Source organism: Rhizobium lentis, from assembly GCF_014200175.1.
Classification (GTDB): Bacteria; Pseudomonadota; Alphaproteobacteria; order Rhizobiales; family Rhizobiaceae; genus Rhizobium; species Rhizobium mulingense.
On record NZ_JACHBD010000007.1, the window covers coordinates 128,797 to 149,132 of the forward strand.

24 protein-coding genes are annotated in these 20,336 nt (G+C 62.6%); 11 read left to right on the forward strand and 13 right to left on the reverse strand.

What is annotated here, in order from left to right:
- Window positions 1–40 precede the first annotated feature (40 nt).
- Complete coding sequence (locus GGI60_RS17830; protein WP_183917318.1) at window positions 41–547, forward strand: hypothetical protein; 507 nt, start codon at window positions 41–43, stop codon at window positions 545–547.
- Here the strand turns inward: GGI60_RS17830 and GGI60_RS17835 are convergent.
- The 5 genes from GGI60_RS17835 to tsaD are packed head-to-tail and all read right to left on the reverse strand — an operon-like array spanning window position 544 to window position 4,020.
- Window positions 544–1,197 carry a class I SAM-dependent methyltransferase gene (locus GGI60_RS17835; protein ID WP_183917319.1) on the reverse strand — a complete coding sequence of 218 codons (654 nt, stop codon included), beginning with the start codon at window positions 1,195–1,197 and terminating at the stop codon, window positions 544–546. The genes GGI60_RS17830 and GGI60_RS17835 overlap by 4 nt on opposite strands.
- A 6-nt stretch (window positions 1,198–1,203) precedes the next feature.
- Window positions 1,204–1,635 (reverse strand): EVE domain-containing protein, encoded by a 432-nt coding sequence (locus GGI60_RS17840; RefSeq protein ID WP_183917321.1) that lies wholly within the window; start codon window positions 1,633–1,635, stop codon window positions 1,204–1,206.
- Between the two features lie 3 nt (window positions 1,636–1,638).
- Window positions 1,639–1,932, reverse strand: a complete 294-nt coding sequence (locus GGI60_RS17845) for a YciI-like protein (protein WP_183917323.1) — start codon at window positions 1,930–1,932, stop codon at window positions 1,639–1,641.
- Between the two features lie 10 nt (window positions 1,933–1,942).
- The gene (locus GGI60_RS17850; protein ID WP_183917325.1) at window positions 1,943–2,926 is read right to left on the reverse strand and encodes an NAD(P)H-dependent glycerol-3-phosphate dehydrogenase; all 984 of its coding nucleotides are present in this window, start codon (window positions 2,924–2,926) and stop codon (window positions 1,943–1,945) included.
- Window positions 2,923–4,020 (reverse strand): tRNA (adenosine(37)-N6)-threonylcarbamoyltransferase complex transferase subunit TsaD, encoded by a 1,098-nt coding sequence (gene tsaD, locus GGI60_RS17855; RefSeq protein WP_183917327.1) that lies wholly within the window; start codon window positions 4,018–4,020, stop codon window positions 2,923–2,925. The genes GGI60_RS17850 and tsaD overlap by 4 nt, the downstream gene beginning before the upstream one ends.
- A 72-nt stretch (window positions 4,021–4,092) precedes the next feature.
- Between tsaD and hemC the strand changes: the two genes are divergently transcribed.
- The 6 genes from hemC to GGI60_RS17885 all read left to right on the forward strand — a co-directional run bounded on the left by hemC (window position 4,093) and on the right by GGI60_RS17885 (window position 9,958).
- The gene (hemC, locus tag GGI60_RS17860; RefSeq protein ID WP_183917329.1) at window positions 4,093–5,022 is read left to right on the forward strand and encodes a hydroxymethylbilane synthase; all 930 of its coding nucleotides are present in this window, start codon (window positions 4,093–4,095) and stop codon (window positions 5,020–5,022) included.
- A 7-nt stretch (window positions 5,023–5,029) separates the two neighbouring features.
- Complete coding sequence (locus tag GGI60_RS17865; RefSeq protein ID WP_183917331.1) at window positions 5,030–5,737, forward strand: uroporphyrinogen-III synthase; 708 nt, start codon at window positions 5,030–5,032, stop codon at window positions 5,735–5,737.
- Between the two features lie 68 nt (window positions 5,738–5,805).
- Window positions 5,806–7,101: a COG4223 family protein gene (locus tag GGI60_RS17870; RefSeq protein ID WP_183917333.1), complete on the forward strand. Its 1,296-nt coding sequence runs from the start codon at window positions 5,806–5,808 to the stop codon at window positions 7,099–7,101.
- Between the two features lie 4 nt (window positions 7,102–7,105).
- Entirely contained in the window at window positions 7,106–8,713 is a 1,608-nt protein-coding gene (locus GGI60_RS17875; RefSeq protein ID WP_183917335.1) for a heme biosynthesis protein HemY, read from the forward strand.
- A 17-nt stretch (window positions 8,714–8,730) separates the two neighbouring features.
- On the forward strand, window positions 8,731–9,216 hold the full coding sequence (locus tag GGI60_RS17880) for a TerB family tellurite resistance protein (protein ID WP_183917337.1): 486 nt from the start codon (window positions 8,731–8,733) through the stop codon (window positions 9,214–9,216).
- Window positions 9,203–9,958, forward strand: coding sequence for a glutamine amidotransferase (locus GGI60_RS17885; protein WP_183917706.1), 756 nt, complete (start codon window positions 9,203–9,205; stop codon window positions 9,956–9,958). The genes GGI60_RS17880 and GGI60_RS17885 overlap by 14 nt, the downstream gene beginning before the upstream one ends.
- A 97-nt stretch (window positions 9,959–10,055) precedes the next feature.
- On the opposite strand, the gene GGI60_RS17890 is transcribed toward GGI60_RS17885, so the two are convergent.
- A complete protein-coding gene (locus GGI60_RS17890) occupies window positions 10,056–11,288 on the reverse strand; it encodes an MFS transporter (protein ID WP_183917338.1) in 1,233 nt (410 codons plus the stop codon).
- A gap of 139 nt (window positions 11,289–11,427) precedes the next feature.
- Here GGI60_RS17890 and GGI60_RS17895 point away from each other — a divergent pair, with 139 nt between their 5' ends.
- Both GGI60_RS17895 and GGI60_RS17900 read left to right on the forward strand, forming a co-directional pair.
- Window positions 11,428–11,718: a YggT family protein gene (locus GGI60_RS17895; RefSeq protein WP_246720434.1), complete on the forward strand. Its 291-nt coding sequence runs from the start codon at window positions 11,428–11,430 to the stop codon at window positions 11,716–11,718.
- A complete protein-coding gene (locus GGI60_RS17900) occupies window positions 11,715–12,026 on the forward strand; it encodes a DUF167 domain-containing protein (protein ID WP_183917342.1) in 312 nt (103 codons plus the stop codon). Before GGI60_RS17895 ends, GGI60_RS17900 begins: the two co-directional genes overlap by 4 nt.
- A 4-nt stretch (window positions 12,027–12,030) precedes the next feature.
- On the opposite strand, the gene ppa is transcribed toward GGI60_RS17900, so the two are convergent.
- The 4 genes from ppa to GGI60_RS17920 form a co-directional block, all read right to left on the reverse strand.
- Window positions 12,031–12,567, reverse strand: coding sequence for an inorganic diphosphatase (ppa, locus tag GGI60_RS17905; protein WP_183917344.1), 537 nt, complete (start codon window positions 12,565–12,567; stop codon window positions 12,031–12,033).
- A gap of 141 nt (window positions 12,568–12,708) precedes the next feature.
- On the reverse strand, window positions 12,709–13,215 hold the full coding sequence (locus GGI60_RS17910) for a GNAT family N-acetyltransferase (RefSeq protein ID WP_183917346.1): 507 nt from the start codon (window positions 13,213–13,215) through the stop codon (window positions 12,709–12,711).
- Between the two features lie 198 nt (window positions 13,216–13,413).
- Window positions 13,414–15,234 carry a translational GTPase TypA gene (gene typA, locus GGI60_RS17915; RefSeq protein WP_012485506.1) on the reverse strand — a complete coding sequence of 607 codons (1,821 nt, stop codon included), beginning with the start codon at window positions 15,232–15,234 and terminating at the stop codon, window positions 13,414–13,416.
- A 157-nt stretch (window positions 15,235–15,391) separates the two neighbouring features.
- Entirely contained in the window at window positions 15,392–17,479 is a 2,088-nt protein-coding gene (locus GGI60_RS17920; protein ID WP_183917348.1) for a M3 family metallopeptidase, read from the reverse strand.
- Window positions 17,480–17,700: 221 nt separating this feature from the next.
- On the opposite strand from GGI60_RS17920, the gene GGI60_RS17925 reads away from it, so the two are divergent.
- Window positions 17,701–18,132 (forward strand): hypothetical protein, encoded by a 432-nt coding sequence (locus GGI60_RS17925; RefSeq protein WP_183917349.1) that lies wholly within the window; start codon window positions 17,701–17,703, stop codon window positions 18,130–18,132.
- A 1-nt stretch (window position 18,133) separates the two neighbouring features.
- Here GGI60_RS17925 and GGI60_RS17930 read toward each other — a convergent pair whose 3' ends face one another.
- The 3 genes from GGI60_RS17930 to GGI60_RS17940 form a co-directional block, all read right to left on the reverse strand.
- Window positions 18,134–18,775 (reverse strand): LysE family translocator, encoded by a 642-nt coding sequence (locus tag GGI60_RS17930; protein ID WP_183917351.1) that lies wholly within the window; start codon window positions 18,773–18,775, stop codon window positions 18,134–18,136.
- 100 nt (window positions 18,776–18,875) lie between these two features.
- Window positions 18,876–19,316, reverse strand: a complete 441-nt coding sequence (locus tag GGI60_RS17935) for a DUF6130 family protein (RefSeq protein ID WP_183917353.1) — start codon at window positions 19,314–19,316, stop codon at window positions 18,876–18,878.
- A 93-nt stretch (window positions 19,317–19,409) separates the two neighbouring features.
- Window positions 19,410–19,817, reverse strand: coding sequence for an organic hydroperoxide resistance protein (locus GGI60_RS17940; protein ID WP_183917355.1), 408 nt, complete (start codon window positions 19,815–19,817; stop codon window positions 19,410–19,412).
- Between the two features lie 254 nt (window positions 19,818–20,071).
- Between GGI60_RS17940 and GGI60_RS17945 the strand changes: the two genes are divergently transcribed.
- Window positions 20,072–20,317: a DUF2798 domain-containing protein gene (locus GGI60_RS17945; RefSeq protein ID WP_183917357.1), complete on the forward strand. Its 246-nt coding sequence runs from the start codon at window positions 20,072–20,074 to the stop codon at window positions 20,315–20,317.
- The last annotated feature ends 19 nt before the right edge of the window (window positions 20,318–20,336 follow it).

A 20,336-nucleotide genomic window follows, 5' to 3' on the forward strand; every position in this document is an offset into this window, starting at 1 on the left:
ACGATTTGTTAACGATCGGGAATTTCGGAGGCCGGCATCCATGTTTCGCAGTCCATCTGCAGTCGCCTTGCTTGCACTCGCCGCGCTTGTCGCCTTGCCTGCCTCCGCCGGCGAGCGCCGTTTCGACCATCGCTTCGCCGATCATCGTTTCCATGGCCACCGCCACGCCTTGCACAACGGCTTGTTTCTCGGCCAACGTCTCGGCTGGCGCGATCGCGGCATCAGTTTCGAAAGCGCCTATATTCGCCGACATGGCAGGGAGCGGATGCCGTTCCTGAAGCAGTTTTCATCTCCGGCGACAAATCGCGTCGCCCGCAGCAGCCTGGTCATCTTCGCACCGCAGCCGCCGGGTGGCGGCAGCGGCGACACCTATGCCGGCTCCTACGCCTATCAGATCAATGGCGGGACTTATGTCGGCGGCAACGGCTACGGGTATTATCCGGCCTCGCGGCTCGCCTCCCAGGCGCCGAAAGCGAAGGTCATCGACGTCGCCGTCCAGGACGATCCCTGCAGCTACGAGGCCAATGTCTGCGTGATCCGGCCCTAAGATCTTGAGCTGAAGCGCCAGACCGTCGTCTTCTTGATTTCGCTATCCTCCAGCGCCCGCGTCACCGGCACCTGATAAGTCGCACAGAATTCCAGCTGTTCCCGTGGCAGATAACTTCTCCCGGGATCGCCGACCAGAACCGATATGCCTTCCCCCGTCAGCCTCATCAGCCAGGGAACGAGCGCGCTGGCGAAGGCACGGTCGTAGAAGACGTCGCCGGCAAGCACAATATCGGCGTCGATATCCTGTCCGATCAGATCGGCGCCGGTAAATCTGAGAGAAACGCCGTTTGCCTTGGCGTTCAGCCGGATCGCCGTTTCCGCCCAGGGGTCGATATCGGCGGCCGTCGCCTCACGCGCACCGGCCATGACAGCTGCAATGCCGACGAGGCCGGAGCCGCTGGCAAAATCCAGCACGCGCTTGTCGCGCACCATGTCCGGATGATCGAGGATGTAGCGCGCCAATCCCTGCCCGCCCGCCCAGGCAAAAGCCCAGAAAGGCGGCGGCAGGCCGATGGCTTCCAACTCCTCTTCCGTTTTCAGCCAGAGCTCATGCGCCTCGCTTGCCAGATGAAGTGAAATCTCCGGCACATGCGGCGGCGCCATCAGACTGGTATTGGCCCGGATGAAGGCTTCGGGATCGGTTTTCAAAGGTCGTCAGCGCGGCGGATTGTCGAGCCCGCCCATGCGGCAGACTTCGGCCCACTCTTCGTCGGTCACCGGCTGCACGGAAAGGCGCATGGAGGTGACGAGCGACATCTTGGCAAGCTTCTCGCTCGCCTTGATGTCCTTCAGCGTCACCGGCTTCGGCATGTCCATGACGGCGCGGATGTCGACGCAATCCCACTTCGGATCGCCCTTGGCGGTAGAATCGGGATGCGACAGTGCACAGACTTCGACGATGCCGACGATCTCCAGCCCGTCATTGGAGTGATAGAAGAACCCCTTGTCGCCGATCTGCATCGCCCGCATATTGTTGCGCGCCAGATAATTTCGCACGCCCGTCCATTCCGTGCCTTTTTCGCCGGCGGCCTTCTGCTGCTCCCAGGACCAGGAGGCAGGTTCGGACTTATAGAGCCAATGCGCCATGCTTTAAGCCTCCGGCTTGTTGAAGACCCAGTTGAAGGGCTTGATCTCAACGCTTTCGAAAAGCCCGGCCTGGGTGTAGGGGTCGGCATCGGCGAGCGTCTTTGCCTCCTGCGCAGTCTCCGCCTTGACGAGCACCAGACTGCCGCAGGCCTTGCCTTCGTCGTCGAGGAACGGACCGGCCATCGAGAGCTTGCCTTCTGCATTGAGCTTGTCGAGATAAGCAAGATGCGTCGGCCGCGTCTCCATGCGGACGTCCAAATGTCCCGGCTTGTCCTTGCAGAGCAGGGCGAAAAGCATGTCTGTTCTCCTATTCGGTGGTGATGGGACGCGTCATCAACTGCTCGATGGCGTCCGAAATATCGAGCCTGCCGTCGATGATGGCGGAAACAGCGTCGGTGATCGGCATGCTGATCGAAAGCTCCGCGGCAAGCCGCGAGGCGACCGAGGCGGCGAGCGCACCTTCCACCAGCGCGCCCTGCAGCGGGTCGGCCTTTTCGTCGCGCCCGAGCGCGATGCCGAAGCGCAGGTTGCGCGATTGATGGCTGGTCGCCGTCAGCACCAGATCGCCGAGGCCGGAGAGCCCGCGCACCGTATCCGTCTGGCCGCCTTTGGCGACGACGAAGCGCGACATTTCCGCAAGGCCACGGGCAATTAACGCAGCGCGGGCGGATTCGCCTATGCCGCGGCCCTCGACGATGCCGCAGGCGATCGCCAGCACATTCTTCAGGGCACCGCCGAGCTGCACGCCGATGCGGTCGCTGGAGGCGTAGAGCCGGAAGGTCCGGCCCGATATCGCCTGGGCGAGCCGCTCGGCAGTCTCCATATCCGCCGCCGCGATCGCCATCGCCGTCGGCAGGCCTTTGGCGATGTCGGCGGCAAAACCGGGGCCGGAGAGCACCGCCACCGGATGGTCCGGCAACTCCCGCTCCAGCATGTCGGTCAACAGATTGCCCGTCGCCCGCTCGATGCCCTTGGCGCAGGTGACGACAATGGCATCCTTCGACAGATACGGGCCATATTGGCGCGCCGCATCGGCCTGCGCCTGCGACGGCATCGCAAAAAGCACGATGGAGGCGCCGGCGATCGCCTCCGCCTCGGCGGAAAATTCGAGTGATTCCGGCAGGGCAATGCCGGGCAGCACGGCATCATGCAGACGGTCGGCCTTGAGATCGGCCATCAATGACGGATTGCGTCCGACGAGTATCACCGCGCTGCGGCCGGCAAGGGCGATGACGGCGGCAAGCGCCGTTCCGAAAGCGCCCGATCCGATGACGGCGATTTTTTCGCTCATGCCTTGGCTCCTCTCTTTCCAAAGCCGATCAGCCTTTCGGCATTAGCATCGAGCGGCCAGCGCGAGCGCGGCTGCACGTCGAGCGGATCGGGCGCAATACCTATCGCCATCCGCTCCAGGCCTGCCCAGGCGATCATCACCGCATTGTCGGTGCAGAGGCTCAGCGGCGGCGCGATGAAGCGGAAGCCGTTCTTGTCGCAAAGCCCCTGCAATGTAGCCCGCAGTTCGAGATTGGCGGCGACACCGCCGGCAACGACCAGCGCCGGCTTTTCTGCGGTGGGCGAAAATTCCGCCTTGAACCGCTGCAGGCCGCGGCCGATGCGGTCCTTCAGCGTCCGTGAGATCGCCCGCTGGAACGAAGCGCAGATATCCGCCACGTCCTGATCGCTGAGCGGCGCGATCTCCTGTGCCGCCTGCCGCACGGCCGTCTTCAGACCGGAGAAGGAGAAGTCGAGCCTTGCCTCACCGACCAACGGCCGCGGAAAATCGAAGCGGCCGGCATTGCCCTCCCGCGCCATGCGTTCCACTGCCGGGCCGCCGGGATAGGGCAGGCCGAGCAGTTTCGCCGTCTTGTCGAAGGCTTCGCCGAGCGCATCGTCGATCGTCGTGCCCCAGCGGTCGTAATCTCCGACGCCGCGCACCAGGATGAGCTGGGTATGACCGCCGGAGACGAGCAGCATCAGATAGGGAAAGGAAAGCCCGTCGGTCAGCCGCGCCGTCAGCGCATGGCCTTCGAGATGATTGACCGCATAGAGCGGCTTGCCGGCGGCCTTCGCGATCGCCTTGCCGGTCATCAATCCCACCAGCAGCCCGCCGATCAGCCCCGGCCCCGACGTGGCGGCGATGGCATCGACGTCGGCCAGCGACACATTGGCGCGCTTCAGCGCCGCCTCGATCAGCTCGTCCAGCGCCTCGACATGGGCGCGCGCGGCGATCTCCGGCACGACGCCGCCATAGGCGCTGTGCTCGTCGAGCTGGGAAAGCACCACGTCGGAGAGTATTCTGGAATGCCCCTCCGCATCGCGCTCGACGATCGCCGCGGCGGTCTCGTCACAGCTCGTCTCGATGCCAAGGATGCGCAGAAAGGGAACCATAAGGCCTGTTCGTTGATTGCGATGGGGCCGAAACCCAGTTACGAGAACTCCGGTAACAACGGAATAGAGCGGATGCAAATAAAACCTTTCCGGATCGGCACGCGGGGCAGCCCGCTGGCGCTCGCCCAGGCGCATGAGGCCCGCGACAGGCTGATGGCGGCGCATGGCCTGCCCGAAGAGATGTTCGAGATCGTCGTGCTGTCGACTAAGGGCGATCGCATCACCGACCGGCCGCTGGCCGAGATCGGCGGCAAAGGCCTCTTCACCGAGGAGCTTGAACAGAAGCTTGTCGCGGGCGAGCTGGATTTCGCCGTGCACTCCACCAAGGACATGCCGACGCACCTACCGGACGGTCTCCATCTCTCCGCCTATCTGCCGCGCGAGGATATCCGCGACGCCGTCGTCGGCCGCACCGCGCCCAAGCTGATCGACCTGCCGCATGGCGCCACCGTCGGCTCCTCGTCGCTGCGCCGCCAGGCGCTGATCCGCCGCATGCGGCCCGACATCAACGTCATAACTTTCCGCGGTTCGGTCGAAACCCGGCTGCGCAAGCTCGAAGAAGGTCAGGTGGATGCAACCCTGCTGGCGCTTGCCGGCCTCAAACGTCTTGGTAAGGTCGAGGTGCTGACCGATATCCTCGATCCCGACACCTTCCCGCCGGCGCCGGCCCAGGGAGCGATCTGCATTGAAAGCCGCGTCGGCGATACGAGGATCGAGGACCTGCTGGCGGCGGTCAACGACTCGGCGACCTTCGACACCGTCTCCTGCGAGCGCGCTTTCCTCGCCGCCCTCGACGGTTCCTGCCGCACGCCGATCGGCGGCTATGCCGTCTGCGAGGGCGACCTCATCCGCTTCTCCGGCCTGATCATCACACCGGACGGCCGCAGCCAGCATGCCGTGACGACTGACGGGCATCGCCGCGATGCCGCCGCCCTCGGCACCCGCGCCGGCCAGGACGTGCGCGCAAGGGCCGGCAGCGCCTTCTTCGACGACTGGCACTGAAGCGGCCATGCGCGTGCTCGTCACCCGCCCCGCGCATTCGGCCGAGAAAACCGCGCAACGTCTGCGCGACATGGGCCACGAACCGCTGCTGCTGCCGCTGCGTCGACCACAACATGACAGTGCCGCAGCCGCCGGCGCGCTTGCCGCTACCAGCGGCGCGATCGCGGTGACCAGCGCCGAGGCCATGAGGGTCCTGTCGGCTCTCGGCGAGACACTTGGTCCGCACCTAGACCGCCCGATTTTTGCGGTCGGCGAGATGACGGCGCAAGCGGCGCGGCGCCTTGGCTTCCGGTCCGTCACCGCCTCTTCGGGCAACGGCCGCGATCTCGCCGATCTCGTCGCAGCGCAGAATGCGGAGCCGTTGCTCTATCTCGCCGGCATGCCGCGTGCCGAAACCTTCGAAGGCAGATTGCGCGAACTCGGCACCCGTTTTTCCGTCGCTGAATGCTATCGCATGCAGCCGGTCGCTCCCGACCCGGCCGACACCGAGGCGATTTTTTCAGATCGTCGCCCGGACGCCGTTCTGTTCTATTCCCGGCAGACGGCCGAGGATTTCTTTCAAGTGTCGGCCCTGCGATCAGCTCTCTCCGAACAGGGTGGAATCCGCCTCCTCTGCCTCAGCGCGGCCGTGGCGCAGGCCATTCCGACCTTTCTGAAAAGAAGCGTGACGATTGCACCGATGCCGGATGAGATGAGCCTTTTGTCGCTGCTTTGAATGCCCGAGCCGCCCAAATTTGATCTAACCTCTTCCCTTAATTGGCATCACTGTCTAGTTTCGTTGCAATGCAGGATAAAGAGGACGTCATGGTATCGGGAAACCCGCCACGCCATTCAAAGAGCGCCGACGAGCCGGTCACGATCGACCTTGAAGCACAGGATTTCGCCTCTGCAGCCGATACCGAAAAGCCGGCGGAAAATGATGGCGGTACCGACAACAGCCCCGCCGAGGCCGGCGTGACCCCCGAAACCGAAGCGGCGTCATTGACCGAGCATGAACGCGCCGAACAGCTACAGCCGGAATTCGAAGGCCAGCCCGGGACGGACGCGCGAGAAGAGGAACCGGCAGCTCCGGAGCCTTCCTTCACGCCTGCCCCACAGCAGCAGGCGCCGCGGGGCCCCGGCACCTCCGGTCTCATCGCTGCCGGCATCTTCGGCGGCCTCGTGGCGTTGCTTGGCGCAGGCGCCATTCAATATGCCGGACACCTTCCGGGTACCTCTGCGCCGCAGACGACATCGCCCGACATGGCCGATCTTTCCGGTGAGATCGACGGCCTGAAACAGACCGTCGCCAATCTGGCCGCCAATCCCGCAGGCACCGGCGACGGCGCGCTTGAGACACGCCTCGCGGTGCTGGAAGCGGCTGCGAAAAACCCCGCAGCGGCGACGCCGGCCGATTCGGCAAATGTCGAGGCGCTCAACCAGAAGATTGCCGAGCTGAGCGGCCAGGTCGATCAGTTGCGCGCCACACTTGCTCAGTCCTCTGAGCAGCAGACGAGCAATGGCGCCGATATCGCCAAGCGCCTCGACGAGGCCGAAAAGAAGCTGAACGAACCGCGCCAGGACGTCGCCGTCGCCCGGGCGATCGCGGCAGCCGCCCTCAAGTCGGCGATCGATCGCGGCGGCCCCTTCCTTGCCGAACTCGATACTTTCGCTGGCGTCGCGCCCGACGATCCCGCCATAGCCGACCTGCGTAGCTTTGCCGAGACCGGCATTCCCTCGCGCACCGAGCTCGTGCGTCAGGTTCCCGACGTTGCGACCGCGATCGTCGAAGCCGTCAACCAGCCGGATCCGAACCAGAGCTGGTCGGACCGGCTGATGGCGAGCGCAAAATCGCTGGTGACCGTCCGTCCCGTCGGCAATATCGAGGGCGAAAGCGTCGAAGCGATCGCCGCCCGCATGGAGGATAAGGTGAAGAACGGCGACTTGGCCGGAGCTTCCGCCGAATGGAATGCTCTGCCGGCTCCGGGAAAGCAGGCGTCCGCCGCCTTCAAGCAGTCGCTGGAGGCGCGCATCCGCGTCGAGGAGCTGGTCGACGGGGCGCTGTCGAAGGCCGTCACCGGCACGGGCAAGGAGGGGTGAGAGCATGATCAGACTCGTCGTCTTCGCCGTCCTGGTGCTGCTTCTCGCCTATGGCTTCTCCTGGTTCGCCGATCGCCCCGGCGATCTCTCGCTGATCTGGGAAGGCCAGATCTATCAGACGAAGCTGATCGTCGCGGTGAGCGCGATCATCGCTCTGATCGCCGCCGTGATGATCGTCTGGTGGTTCGTTCGGCTGATCTGGACCTCGCCGCATTCGATGACGCGCTATTTCCGCGCCCGCAAGCGCGACCGCGGCTATCAGGCGCTGTCGACCGGGCTGATCGCCGCCGGCGCCGGCAATGCGCTGCTTGCCCGCAAGATGGCGGCCCGCTCGCGCGGCCTCATCCGCGCCGATCAGGAGCCGCTGATCAACCTGCTCGAAGCCCAGGCAGCACTGATCGAAGGCCGCCACGACGAGGCGCGCGCCAAGTTCGAGGCCATGGCCAACGACCCGGAAACGCGCGAGCTCGGCCTGCGCGGCCTCTATCTCGAAGCCCGCCGTCTCGGCGCCAACGAGGCCGCCCGCCAATATGCCGAAAAGGCCGCCGATAACGCGCCTTATCTGCCCTGGGCCGCCCAAGCGACGCTCGAATATCGCAGCCAGGCCGGCCGTTGGGACGATGCGATCCGGCTGCTCGAACAGCAGAAGGCTGCCCGCGTTGTCGATAAGGCCGAAGCCAACCGCCTGCACGCCGTGCTGCTGACGGCTCGCGCTGCCGAGAAGCTCGAAGGCAATCCGGCCGGCGCCCGCGATGACGCGCTGCAGGCGCTGAAGCTCGCCGCTGACTTCGTCCCGGCCGCCCTCATCGCCGCCAAGGCCTTGTTCCGCGAAGGCGGCCTGCGCAAGGCCGCTTCGATCCTCGAACAGGCATGGAAATCGGCGCCGCATCCCGAAATCGGCCAGACCTATGTCAGAGCACGCAGCGGTGATTCCACGCTCGACCGGCTGAAGCGCGCCGAGCGGCTGGAGGCGTTGCGCCCGAACAATGTCGAATCCTTCCTCGTCGTCGCCCAGGCCGCGCTCGACGCGCAGGAATTCGCCAAGGCCCGCACCAAGGCGGAAGCGGCGGCGCGCATCGAGCCGCGTGAAGCCGCCTTCCTGCTGCTCGCCGACATCGAGGAGGCCGAGACCGGCGATCAGGGCCGCGTGCGCCACTGGCTGGCCCAGGCGTTGAAAGCCCCGCGCGATCCGGCCTGGGTGGCGGACGGCTTCGTCTCCGACAAATGGCTGCCGGTGTCACCGGTCACCGGCCGTCTCGATGCCTTCGAATGGAAGGCGCCATTCGGCCAAATCGAGGGTCCGCTCGAAGACGGTTCGGCGCCCGCCGCGATCGAAACTGCCCTGAAGACCCTGCCACCGCTGCGTGACGTCCGGCCGGAAAGCCCGGTCAACGATCACCGCATCATCGAGCTGGAACGCGCCGCGACGATCGCTGAGGCCGTGCGCCCCGTGCCGGCGCCGGCAAAGCCGAAGCCCGTCGAACCGGTCGCCGGCGATAAAGCGCCGGTGCCGAACGAAGCAAAGCCCTTCTTTGGTGGACTGCCGGATGATCCCGGCGTTCGCGATTCCAGGGCGGAACCGGAACCCAAGACCCGGCTTCGCCTTTTCTGAAATGGAATGAAAACCGCATGTTCGAACGCTTTCAGGCATTCTTTCAGAAGCTCACTGCCGATCATCCCAGGAAGGGTTTCGCCCCGGATGATCCGCGCATCGCAGTGGCGGCGCTGTGCATGCAGGTCATGGAGGCCGACGGGCAGATCAAGGCCAGCGAGAAGAAGCGGCTGCGCAAGCTGCTGAAGGAACAGTATGCGCTCGACGGCAAACAGCTCGAAGCCCTGATGGCGGCCGGCCTCGAGGCCGAAAGCTCCGCGGTCGACTATTATCGCTTCACATCCGACCTGAAGCGGCACCTGAACACCGAGCAACGGCTGGAGTTGATCGGCATCCTCTGGGACATCGTCTATGCCGATGGTGAACGCAGCGAGATGGAAGATCATGTGATCTGGCGGATCGCCGATCTGCTGGGCGTTTCCGCGCGCGAGCGTATCCAGAAACGGCAGGAGGCCGCCGCCAGGGTGACGGATGTCCAGGTTTTACAAGATGATGCCGACTGAGCGAATTCAGCACCGCGACGAACGTCCGATCCTCATCGTCCTGCATCAGGAGCGATCGAGCCCGGGCCGCGTCGGTCAGCTGCTCGTCGAAAAGGGCTACCGCCTCGACATCCGCCGACCGGTGCTCGGCGAGCCGCTTCCGGCAACGCTCGAAGACCATGCCGGCGCCGTCGTCTTCGGCGGGCCGATGAGCGCCAATGATCCCGATGAGTTCATCAAGAAGGAGATCGACTGGATCCAGGTTCCGCTGCGCGAGAAACGTCCCTTTCTCGGTATCTGCCTCGGCGCTCAGATGCTAGTGCATCATCTTGGCGGCAAGGTGCAGGCGAATACCGATGGCTCGACGGAGATCGGCTGGTATCCGCTGCACCCGACCGAGAAGGGCCGTCTGCTGATGCACTGGCCGAAGATGGTCTATCATTTTCACCGAGAAGGCTTCGAGCTGCCGCACGGCGCCGATCTGCTGGCCGAAGGCGATGCCTACCCGAACCAGGCCTTCCGTTACGACGGTAATGCCTGGGGTCTGCAGTTCCATGCCGAACTTACCCGAGTGATGATGCATCGCTGGGTCGTGCATGGCGCCCATCGCTTCATTCTGCCGAACGCCCAGCAGGGCCGCGAACATCTGGAAGGCCGCATGCTGTTCGACGCGCCGCTGAGAGCCTGGTTGACCGAATTCCTCGATCTCGTCTTCGAGGGAAAGGCCGCGAAAGCGGCGCACCCTATCACGCTTCCTGCATAAGAGCTTCCCAGCCGAATGTGACCGTTCTCATGCTAAGGCCCTTTGTTTTATGCATGTCGTTGTCCCGGAACCGCTGCACACTTCCAGGCGACATGCATTAGGCCGGAGCGTCGAGCGTGTCGATCCTGCGCAGTTTCGGGAAGCTCGAAGCCCAGATCGCTGCGACGACCAGGGTTCCGATGCCGCCGATGACGACTGCCGGCACCGCGCCGAAGATCGAGGCCATCGTGCCGGCCCTGAATTCCCCAAGCTCGTTCGAGGCGCCGACGAAGACCATGTTGACCGCATTGACGCGGCCGCGCAGCTGATCCGGTGTCCACAGTGCAATCAGGCTCTCGCGCACATAGACCGACACCATGTCCGCCGCCCCCATCAGCGCCAATGCGGCGATCGAGACTTCGGTGTTGGTCGAGACCCCGAAGATGATGGTTCCGACGCCGAACAGGGCGACGCCGATGAACATGTAGATGCCGGCACGGTGCTTTAGCGGATAGGCGGCCAGGAAAATCGCCATGACGATGGCGCCAACCCCCGGTGCTCCGCGCAACAGTCCGAGGCCCCAGGGGCCAAGCGTCAGAATATCACGGGCGAAGATCGGCATCAGCGCGGTGGCGCCCCCGAGCAATACGGCAAAGAGATCGAGCGAAATCGCGCCGAGCACCACCTTTTCGGCGCGGATGAAACTGAAGCCGCCGAGGATCATCGCCCAGCTCTTGGCCTCACCGACCGTCTTCTGCTCCGGCTTCGGGATCATGAAGAGAAGGCCCGCGCCGAGAATGGAAAAGATCACCGCTACCGTATAGGCGGTCGTCGCGCTGACATCATAGAGCAGGCCGCCGATCACTGGCCCGGTGATCGCCGCAAGCTGCCAGGACGAGGAATTCCAGGCGATCGCATTGGAAAGAGCGTCCTCCGGCACAAGGTTGGGCGCTAGAGACTGCACCGCCGGCGACATGAAGGCACGTTCGATGCCGAAGATCAGTAGCACCGCAAACACAGGCCAGGGCGCGAAGGTGTCGGTCGCCGTCATGATCAGCAGCGCCAGTGTGCAGAGCGCGCTCACCAGCGAACACAGCGCTGCGATGGCCCGGCGGTTGTATCGGTCGGCCACCGAACCGGTGACGAGAATGAGCAGCAGCGACGGGAGGAACTGCACGAGGCCGATCAAGCCGAGATAGATCGCCTTGCCGGTCTGATCGTACATCTGCCAGCCGACGGCGACGCTGACGATCTGCTGCGAAAAGGAGAGCAGAAAGCGGGCGAAGAAGAAGCGGGTGTAAGACGAATGCCGGAACGCGGCAAAACGGTCTCCGGTGGGCGAAAACGACATGAGCCTTGTCCGAGGAAGCGGGCGCCGGAATGGCTGCGAGGCCGCCCGTTAAACATGAATTGCCCTGCGTTCCCACACGGCACTTGCTCGTTTAGTTGCCAATGTCTACATGTCTGTCAACAACCAATTGGAGACGACGATGTTTGCCTTGTTTCAAACCATTGATTTGGTTTTGAATATTTATACGTGGATCCTGATTGCCAGCGCCGTTTTCTCCTGGCTCTATGCGTTCAACGTCATCAATTCCAGCAACCAGTTCGTCAATTCGGTCGGGATGTTCCTCTATAATGTCACCGAGCCGGTGCTGAAGCCGATCCGTCGTCGGCTGCCGAACCTCGGCGGCATCGACATTTCACCGATCATCCTGCTGGTGATCATCTTCTTCCTGCGCACCTTCCTCTGGACCACCCTTTATCCGCTGGTCGCTTGAGCTCTCCCTGGAGGCTCTTCGCTGATCATCTGCGCCTGACTGTTCGGCTGACGCCGAATGGAGGGCGAGACGCGTTCGACGGCATTGAGACGGACAGCGAAGGCGAGACTTATCTGAAGGCGCGCGTCACCGCCGTTCCGGAAAAGGGAAAGGCCAATAAGGCCCTGATCGCGCTCGTTTCCAAATCGGTCGGCGTTGCCAAATCCCGCGTCAGCCTCGTTTCCGGCGAAACCGCGCGCAAAAAAATCCTCCGGATCGAGGGTGACCCGGAGGATTTGGCAAAAAAGCTCGAAACGCTTTCAGGCTAAACGATCAGCCTTTCGCCTTCTTGGCGCGCTCGATAGCCTCGAGGATAAGGGCGCCGGCTTCGCCGGAATCGCCCCAGCCGAAGATCTTCACCCACTTGCCGGGCTCCAGATCCTTGTAGTGCTCGAAGAAGTGCTCGATCTGCTTCAGCGTGATCTCGGGAAGATCGATATAATCCTTCACCTTCTCATAGCGCAGCGTCAGCTTCGGCGACGGCACCGCAATGATCTTCTCATCCTTACCCGAATTGTCTTCCATCTTCAGAACGCCGATCGGGCGCACGTTGATGACGCAGCCCGGAACGAGCGGGCGGGTGCTCGCGATCAGCACGTCGATCGGGTCGCCGTCTTCCGACAGCGTGTGCGGCACGAAACCGTAATTGCCCGGATAGGTCATCGGCGTATAGAGGAAGCGATCGACGACCAGCGTGCCGGCGTCCTTATCCATTTCATACTTGATCGGATGACCGCCGACCGGAACCTCGACAATAACGTTGACGTCTTCAGGGGGATTATTACCGATGGAAACGGCGTCGATGCGCATACGAAACTCCTGCGAGGTTGAATTGCTCGCAGCCAGATAATCGGTTTCATGCGGCAACGCAACATTTGACATCACCAATGCGTGATCCACCGGCGCAAAGAGGTCTAACCTGCCGAATAGGTGATTGCTGACCAGAACCGATCAGTTCCAGATGAAGCCGATTTTCTTCAACTGCTTTTGGTCGAAATTTTCCATGCCTTCGCAGAAATCGATCCCGCCGTGATGGCGGTAGAAGCGGCTGGCGGTCTCGTTTTCCTCGAGGCACCAGACGACAAGCCCGTTGCAGCCGAGTGACTTCAACAGCCGGCGCGCCTCACCGAACAGCATACGGCCGAGACCGATGCCCTGATACTCCGGGCGAAGATAGAGCTCGTAGATCTCGCCTTCCTGCGGCAAAGCGCGGGCGCGGTTGAGGCCGAGGGTCGCATAGCCGGCGACCGTTCCCGCGACATCGAGAACCAGCAATGTCGCAGGTCCGCGCGTTGCCCTGCGCCACCAGTTTTCCCCGCGTCGCTCGATCATCTGCGTCAGGGCGCGATGCGGAATGATGCCTGCGTAAGTGTGCTGCCAGGCGAGCCTATGGGTTTCCGAAATGGCTCGGGCATCGTGCGGTTCAGCCCGCCGGACATCGATCGACAACGTCTTCATAACGTTTACTCTGGTCCTGCCGGAGGCAATTAACCATACGCGATGACGCATTCGGCTCGATTGCCCACAGACTTGATATGTGGACGACGAATAAAATTTAACGCTTTTTTAACGATTGTCACAAGTCGGAATCAACGCAGCGCACAATAAAAAAACCCCGGCTCTAAGGCCGGGGTTCTTAAGGGTATCTCCGAATTCTCAGAGAGCCGCTTTGGACTTTTCGAACCGCTTGCGGTCGTTTGCGTCGAGATACATCTTGCGCAGACGAATATTCTTCGGCGTCACTTCCATCAGCTCGTCGTCCTGGATCCAGGAGAGCGCGCGATCGAGCGTCATGCGGATCGGCGGCGTCAGCTTCACCGCTTCATCCTTGCCGGCGGCGCGGATGTTGGTGAGCTGCTTGCCCTTCAGGACGTTGACTTCAAGGTCATTGTCGCGCGAATGGATGCCGATGATCATGCCGGCATAGACCTTTTCGCCCGGCTCGATGATCATCGGGCCGCGATCCTCCAGGTTGAACATCGCATAGGCGACGGCTTCACCGGCGGCGTTGGCGAGCAGCACGCCATTGACGCGGCCGCCGATCGCACCCTTATAGGGCTGGTAGTCGTGGAACAGCCGGTTCATGATCGCCGTGCCGCGCGTATCCGTCAGCAGCTCCGACTGGTAGCCGATCAGACCGCGGGTCGGTGCATAGAAACGCAGGCGAAGACGATTGCCGCCCGACGGACGCAGCTCGACCATTTCGGCCTTGCGCTCCGACATCTTCTGCACGACGACACCGGAATGTTCTTCGTCGACGTCGACGACGACTTCCTCGATCGGCTCCAGCAGTTGGCCGCTTTCATCCTTGTGCATCACGACGCGCGGACGCGAAACGGCAAGCTCGAAGCCTTCGCGACGCATGGTTTCGATGAGAACGGCGAGCTGAAGTTCGCCGCGGCCGGAGACGTAGAACGAATCCTTGCCTTCGGCTTCTTCGATCTTCAGGGCGACGTTGCCTTCCGCTTCCTTGAAGAGACGGTCGCGGATCACGCGTGAAGTCACCTTGTCGCCCTCGGTGCCTGCCAACGGGCTGTCGTTGACGATGAAGGACATGGTCACCGTCGGCGGGTCGATCGGCTGCGCCTTCATGGCTTCCGAAACGGCCGGATCGCAGAAGGTGTCGGCAACGGTACCCTTGGAGAGGCCGGCGATCGCGACGATGTCGCCCGCATGAGCTTCATCGATTGCCGTGCGCTCGATGCCGCGGAAGGCGAGGATCTTGGAGATTCGCCCGGTTTCGATCAGCTTGCCGTCCTGGCCGAGAACCTTGACCGCCTGGTTCGGCTTGATCGAGCCCGATGCGATGCGGCCGGTGATGATGCGGCCGAGGAAGGGGTTGGCTTCGAGGATCGTGCCGATCATGCGGAACGGGCCTTCCTCGACGGTCGGCTCCGGAACATGCTTGAGAACCAGGTCGAGAAGCGGCGCAAGACCCTGATCCTTCGGTCCCTCAGGATTGACGTTCATCCAGCCGTCGCGGCCCGAACCGTAGAGGATCGGGAAGTCGAGCTGTTCGTCGGTCGCGTCGAGATTGGCGAAGAGGTCGAAGACTTCGTTGATGACTTCTTCATGGCGGCCGTCCGGACGGTCGATCTTGTTGATCGCGACGATCGGACGAAGGCCGACCTTCAGCGCCTTGCCGACGACGAACTTGGTCTGCGGCATCGGGCCTTCGGACGCATCGACGAGAACGATCGCGCCATCCACCATCGACAGAATGCGCTCGACCTCACCGCCGAAGTCGGCGTGGCCGGGGGTATCGACGATGTTGATGCGGACACCCTTCCACTCGACTGAGGTTGCCTTGGCGAGAATGGTGATGCCGCGTTCTTTTTCGAGATCGTTCGAGTCCATCACGCGTTCGGCAACGCGCTGATTTTCGCGGAACGAGCCGGACTGCTTGAGAAGCTCATCCACCAGGGTCGTCTTGCCATGGTCAACGTGCGCGATGATCGCGATATTGCGAAGTGCCATATGTGAAATCTCTGAGGCTGCGGCGCACGCTCTTGAGGACGCGCCTATTGGTTTGGGGCGTCCATACAGTTTTTTTTGCGTTTGCGAAAGAGGGGAACGCGCAAAAGCTGCGGCAAGGCCGTCGCCCCGCCGCATCACAGCTTGTCATCAAATTGTCTTAGGCGTCGCTGCCTGTCAATTCCTCGAAGGTCGAAAGTCCCTTTTTGACGAGCATCGCATCCGGGCTCGGCAGCTTGCCGCGGAAGGCCTTGTAGGCATCCTCCGGATCGACCGAGCCGCCGACGGAATAGATGTTTTCCTTTAGCCTTTTCGCCATCTCGCCGTTGAAGGCGTCCCCCGTCTCCTCGAAGGCGGCGAAGGCGTCGGCGTCGAGCACCTCGGACCACATGTAGGAATAGTAGCCGGCCGAATAGCCGCCGGAGAAGACGTGCTGGAAGTGCGGTGTCGCATGGCGCATGACGATAGAACTCGGCATGTCGATCTCAGCCAGCACCTCCGCCTGCACCGCCATCGGGTCCTCGACCACCTCGCGCGTATGGAAGGCCATGTCGACCAGCGCCGACGAGGTGAACTCGACGGTGTTGAAGCCGGCATTGAAGGTGCGGGCCGCCAGCACCTTGTCGAGCAGGGTCTGCGGCATCGGCTCGCCGGTTTCGAAATGCACGGCGTATTCTTTGAGGATGGCGGGCACCGTCAGCCAATGTTCGTAGAGCTGCGACGGCAGTTCCACGAAATCGCGCGAGACGCTGGTGCCGGAAACCGAGGGATAGGTGACATCAGAAAGCATGCCATGCAGCGCATGGCCGAATTCGTGGAACAGTGTGCGGGCATCGTCGAGCGACAGCAGCGCCGGCTTGCCCTCGGCCGGCTTGGCGAAATTGCAGACATTGTAGATGATCGGCAATTCGCCGTGGCGGCCGTTCTTCAGTTTGAGCTTGTGCTGCGATTGCAGCGAGCTCATCCAGGCGCCGGACCGTTTCGAACCGCGGGCGAAATAGTCGCCGAGGAACAGGGCGACCAGCCTGTCCTCGCGGTCCCTGATTTCGAACACTCTGACGTCAGGGTGATAGGCGGCGACGCCCTTCTTCTCGACCGCACGGATGCCGAACAGCCGGCCGGCGACGTCGAAGCAGGCCTCGATGATCTTCTCGAGCTGCAGATAAGGCTTGAGCTCGGCCTCGGAGAAATCGAACTTCCGGGCCCGGATCTTCTCGGAATAGTGGCGCCAGTCCCAAGGCATCACCTCGTGGTTCCGGCCCTCTTCGGCGATCAGCGCCGCGATATCGATCTCTTCCTCGCCGGCGCGCTTCACCGCCCGCGCCCAGACCGCTTTCAGCAGGCCGTTCACCGCTTCGGCCGTCTTCGCCATGGTGTTGTCGAGCTTCAGCTCGGCGAAATTGCCGTAGCCGAGCAAGCTCGCAACCTGATGGCGCAGCGCCAGCGTTTCCCGAATGACTGCGCGATTGTCCGTCTCTCCGCCGTTTTCGCCGCGCGCCACCCAGGCCTTGAAGGCCTGCTCGCGCAAATCTCGGCGCTCCGAGAAGGTGAGGAACGGCTCGATGATCGAACGTGACAATGTCACCGCAAATCTGCCCTCCTCGCCGCGCTCGCGCGCCGCCGCAGCCATCGCGTCGCGCAGGAATTCCGGCAACCCGTCGAGCTCTGGCCCATCGGAAAGCACCAAGGCCCAGGCCTTTTCGTCGGCCAGCACATTCTGGCCGAATTGCGTCCCGAGGCCGGCAAGCCTTTCGTTGATCTCGGCAAGCTTCTCCTGCTCGGCCTTCTCGAGCTTGGCGCCCGATTTGACGAAGCCCTTCCAATGGCGTTCCAACACCCGCGTCTGTTCCAACGTCAGGCCAAGGCTCTCGCGCTTCTGCCAGAGCGTATCGATGCGGGCAAAAAGCGCGGCATTCATGCCGATCTTCGAATAGTGGCGCGACATCTTCGGCGAGATCTCCCGCTCCAGCGCCTGGATCACATCATTGGTATGCGCACCCGCCTTGTTCCAGAACAGCGCCGAAACGCGCGACAGCGCATCGCCGGCAATCTCCAGTGCCGTGACCGTATTGTCGAAGGTCGGCTGATCGCTGTTCCCGACGATCTCGTCGATCTCCTGTTCATGCGCGGCCAGCGCCGCATCGAAGGCGGCAGCAAAATCGCTGTCATCGATGGCGTCGAAACGCGGCAGGCCGTGCAGGCCGTCCCAGTTGGTGAGCGCCGGATTGAAATCATGGAGAGAAGGCATCGGAGAATTCCTTTTTGGCATGCGAATGGATCGTCAATATAGGAGAGCGGCCTGACAATTGGTATGTCGCAGGCTGGCCTTTTGCCTCGCCTGCCGGTGGACATCCGTAAAATCTGGTGGACAAAAATTGACGCGTAAAAATTAACCATTTGTTAACGATTGACGCGAATCAGGCGCAAGCGCTAGTTTCCGGGTGATCTTCCTGCCAGGGGACATGCGTCATGGAAATTTTTTCCCTGCGGTCTTCTCAGAGTTTGCTATTTAAAAACAACCCTAATAACGCAAAAAGTTCGAAGACTGCCGATATTCACATCGAGACAAAGGCTCCGACCCCCGTCTCGTTCCAGATCGAAGGCGGCCTCGATGAGGGGCTCGATTTTACTGCCGTCAGCCCCGGAGAGTTGCGCTCCTACGCGCGCCAAAGCTTCGACAGCGGCGTGATCGATCAGAGCACCTACGCCGCGATCTCCGAGCCGTTGCCGATGCATGCGATCGATCCGCTCGGCAATGTTATCGACCTCTCCAACGTTACCGACGGCACGAGCTTCAATTTCCTCGATTACTACAAGAACCAGCTGCAGGTCGCCATGTCGATCGGCGATCCCAGCGACGTTCAGACGCTGAAATCGGTCGTCAATTTCCTGGACGGCTGAATCAGGCCTTGCGCCAGCCGATGAGGCCGGGCGTCGCGTGCCATAGCGCCTGGGCGGCAAAACCCATGAAGAGGACGCCGGAGCAGCGCACGATCAGCCGTTCATGGGCGCGATAGAAGCGTCGCACCGCGCCGGCACCGATAATGCCGATCAAGATGATGTCGGCAGTCACGAAACCCACGAAGGACACGCCGAGAAGCGCCGGCAGCGCCTCGAAATCGAGCGCGCCGGCGGAGCCCGCAACCAGCGCCGTGAAGGTGGCGAGCGCCACCGGATACCCCTTCGGATTGGTGACACCGAAGATCAGGCCGCGCCGGAACGGCCGCTCGACCACGACCAGCGACCGCCCTTCCGCTTTCGGCTTTGCGTTGACCGCGCTCCAGCCGATCCAGGCAAGATAGAAACCGCAAGCGAGGCCGAGCAGATCGAAGATGAAGGTGCCGATCGTCTTCGCGCCGACGATCGCGATCAGCGCCAGCGACGACCAGATCAGATCTCCGACCAGATGCCCCATCATGAAGAAGGCCCCGGCCTTGCGCCCCTGCCCGGCGCCGATGCCGAGCAGCTGCAGGAAAGCGGGTCCGGGGATGAGCACGTAGAAGAGCGCCGCCAGGAAGGCGCCGAAGAGCAGGGGCTGCGTCATGGAAATGCTCCGAGGTGATCGAGGCAGAGTAAGTCATCCCCGGCATCCGTCAAGGGCATGGCGGCGGCTTCCAGCTTTAGTAGCCATCACCGAATTGGCTCTAATGATGCGCGCTGTTGATTACCGGTACGATAAACTTCACGACCTTTCCGCCCAGCACTTCATGTTCCGGCGTGGCCATTTCGATGAGCACCTTGTGCTCGCCTGGCGGCAGGGCGGTGAGGACGATAGCGCCGGTGCCGCCCGCATCGGCCCACCGCCAAGGCAGGCCGTCGATGCTGACATGAAGGTGACCGGCCCTCGGCGAGACGTCGCTGGCGCTGGCGCCAAAGATCGGCAGGATGCGGAAATTTTCGGTTCGATACGGAATGATGGCCACCGCTCTCGCCGCGAGCGGTCCCGGAAGCGGCTGATCCACGACGAGTTTGGGTGCGGGCTCATTCTTGATGGGAAGGAACTGCGTTGCCGTTTGCGCGTGGATGGGCGTGCCAGCGGCAAGCAGTAAAGCTGCCGCTGCGAAGGCTTTTGCGATCGTGGTCATGACAATATCCTCTGGTGTTCGCGCCGGTCCTGGCCCACATCTTCTCGGGACGCTGGCGCGATATCGGGTTGGAACGCTTAAATCGGAGACAGATCAAGCGACGTTGAGTTCGACGGCGATATTGCCGCGGGTGGCCTCGGAATAAGGGCAGAGCTGGTGGGCACGCCCGACCAGAGACCTAGCGAGATCCGGCTCGATGCCCGGCAGCTTCGCATTCAGCCGCGCCTGCAGCAGATAGCCGCCGTCATTCGAGACCAAGTCGATCTCGGCATTGATGGCATCGGCGGCGGGCACGCGAAGCTGGCGCTCCGCGGCGGCTCTTCCGATCGCGCCGAGGAAACGGGCGGACCAACCCGCAGCGAAGAGCTGCTCGGGATTGGTGCCTACACCCGAGGAACCGGGCGGGGACAATGTCACGTCGAGACGTCCATCGGAGCTGCGCGACGCGCCGTCGCGCCCGCCGGCCGTGCTGGTTTTACCTGTGTAGATGACTGTCGACATTCGGATACTCCTTGCCGGATTTCAGCCGGCGGTGTTGCGGCGGCCGACTTGCGCGCCCAGGATCAATGGGTGTTGGACTGCGATGATGGGAAGATGAGCCTCGGAATACCACCCCGGTAGCGAGTAGAAGCGAGAGTGAGCCTCTCATTTTCTCTCGCTACCGCCGGTGCCGGAGTTACGCGATCTTTAGGGCACCAAACCGAAATCGCGACCGCTGAAGCGATCCCACTTTCACATCCGTCCGGGAGACCGACATGAACACGCATTTCAAACGCAAGATCGTCTTCGCTCTGTCGATGGGAGTCGTGACGACAGGGCTTATCTCTTTCACGCTGCTCGCGCTCAATCTGGGATTCTCGAAGGGTTTCGTCCTGACATGGCTGCGCTCGTGGAGCATTGCCTATCTCATCGTCATCCCCGCCATCCTGCTGATCGGTCCTCGCCTTCAGGCGCAAATCGATCGCGTTATCCGTGACGCGGAAGAGCAACCATCAATGTGACGATGGCCACGCTTCGCCG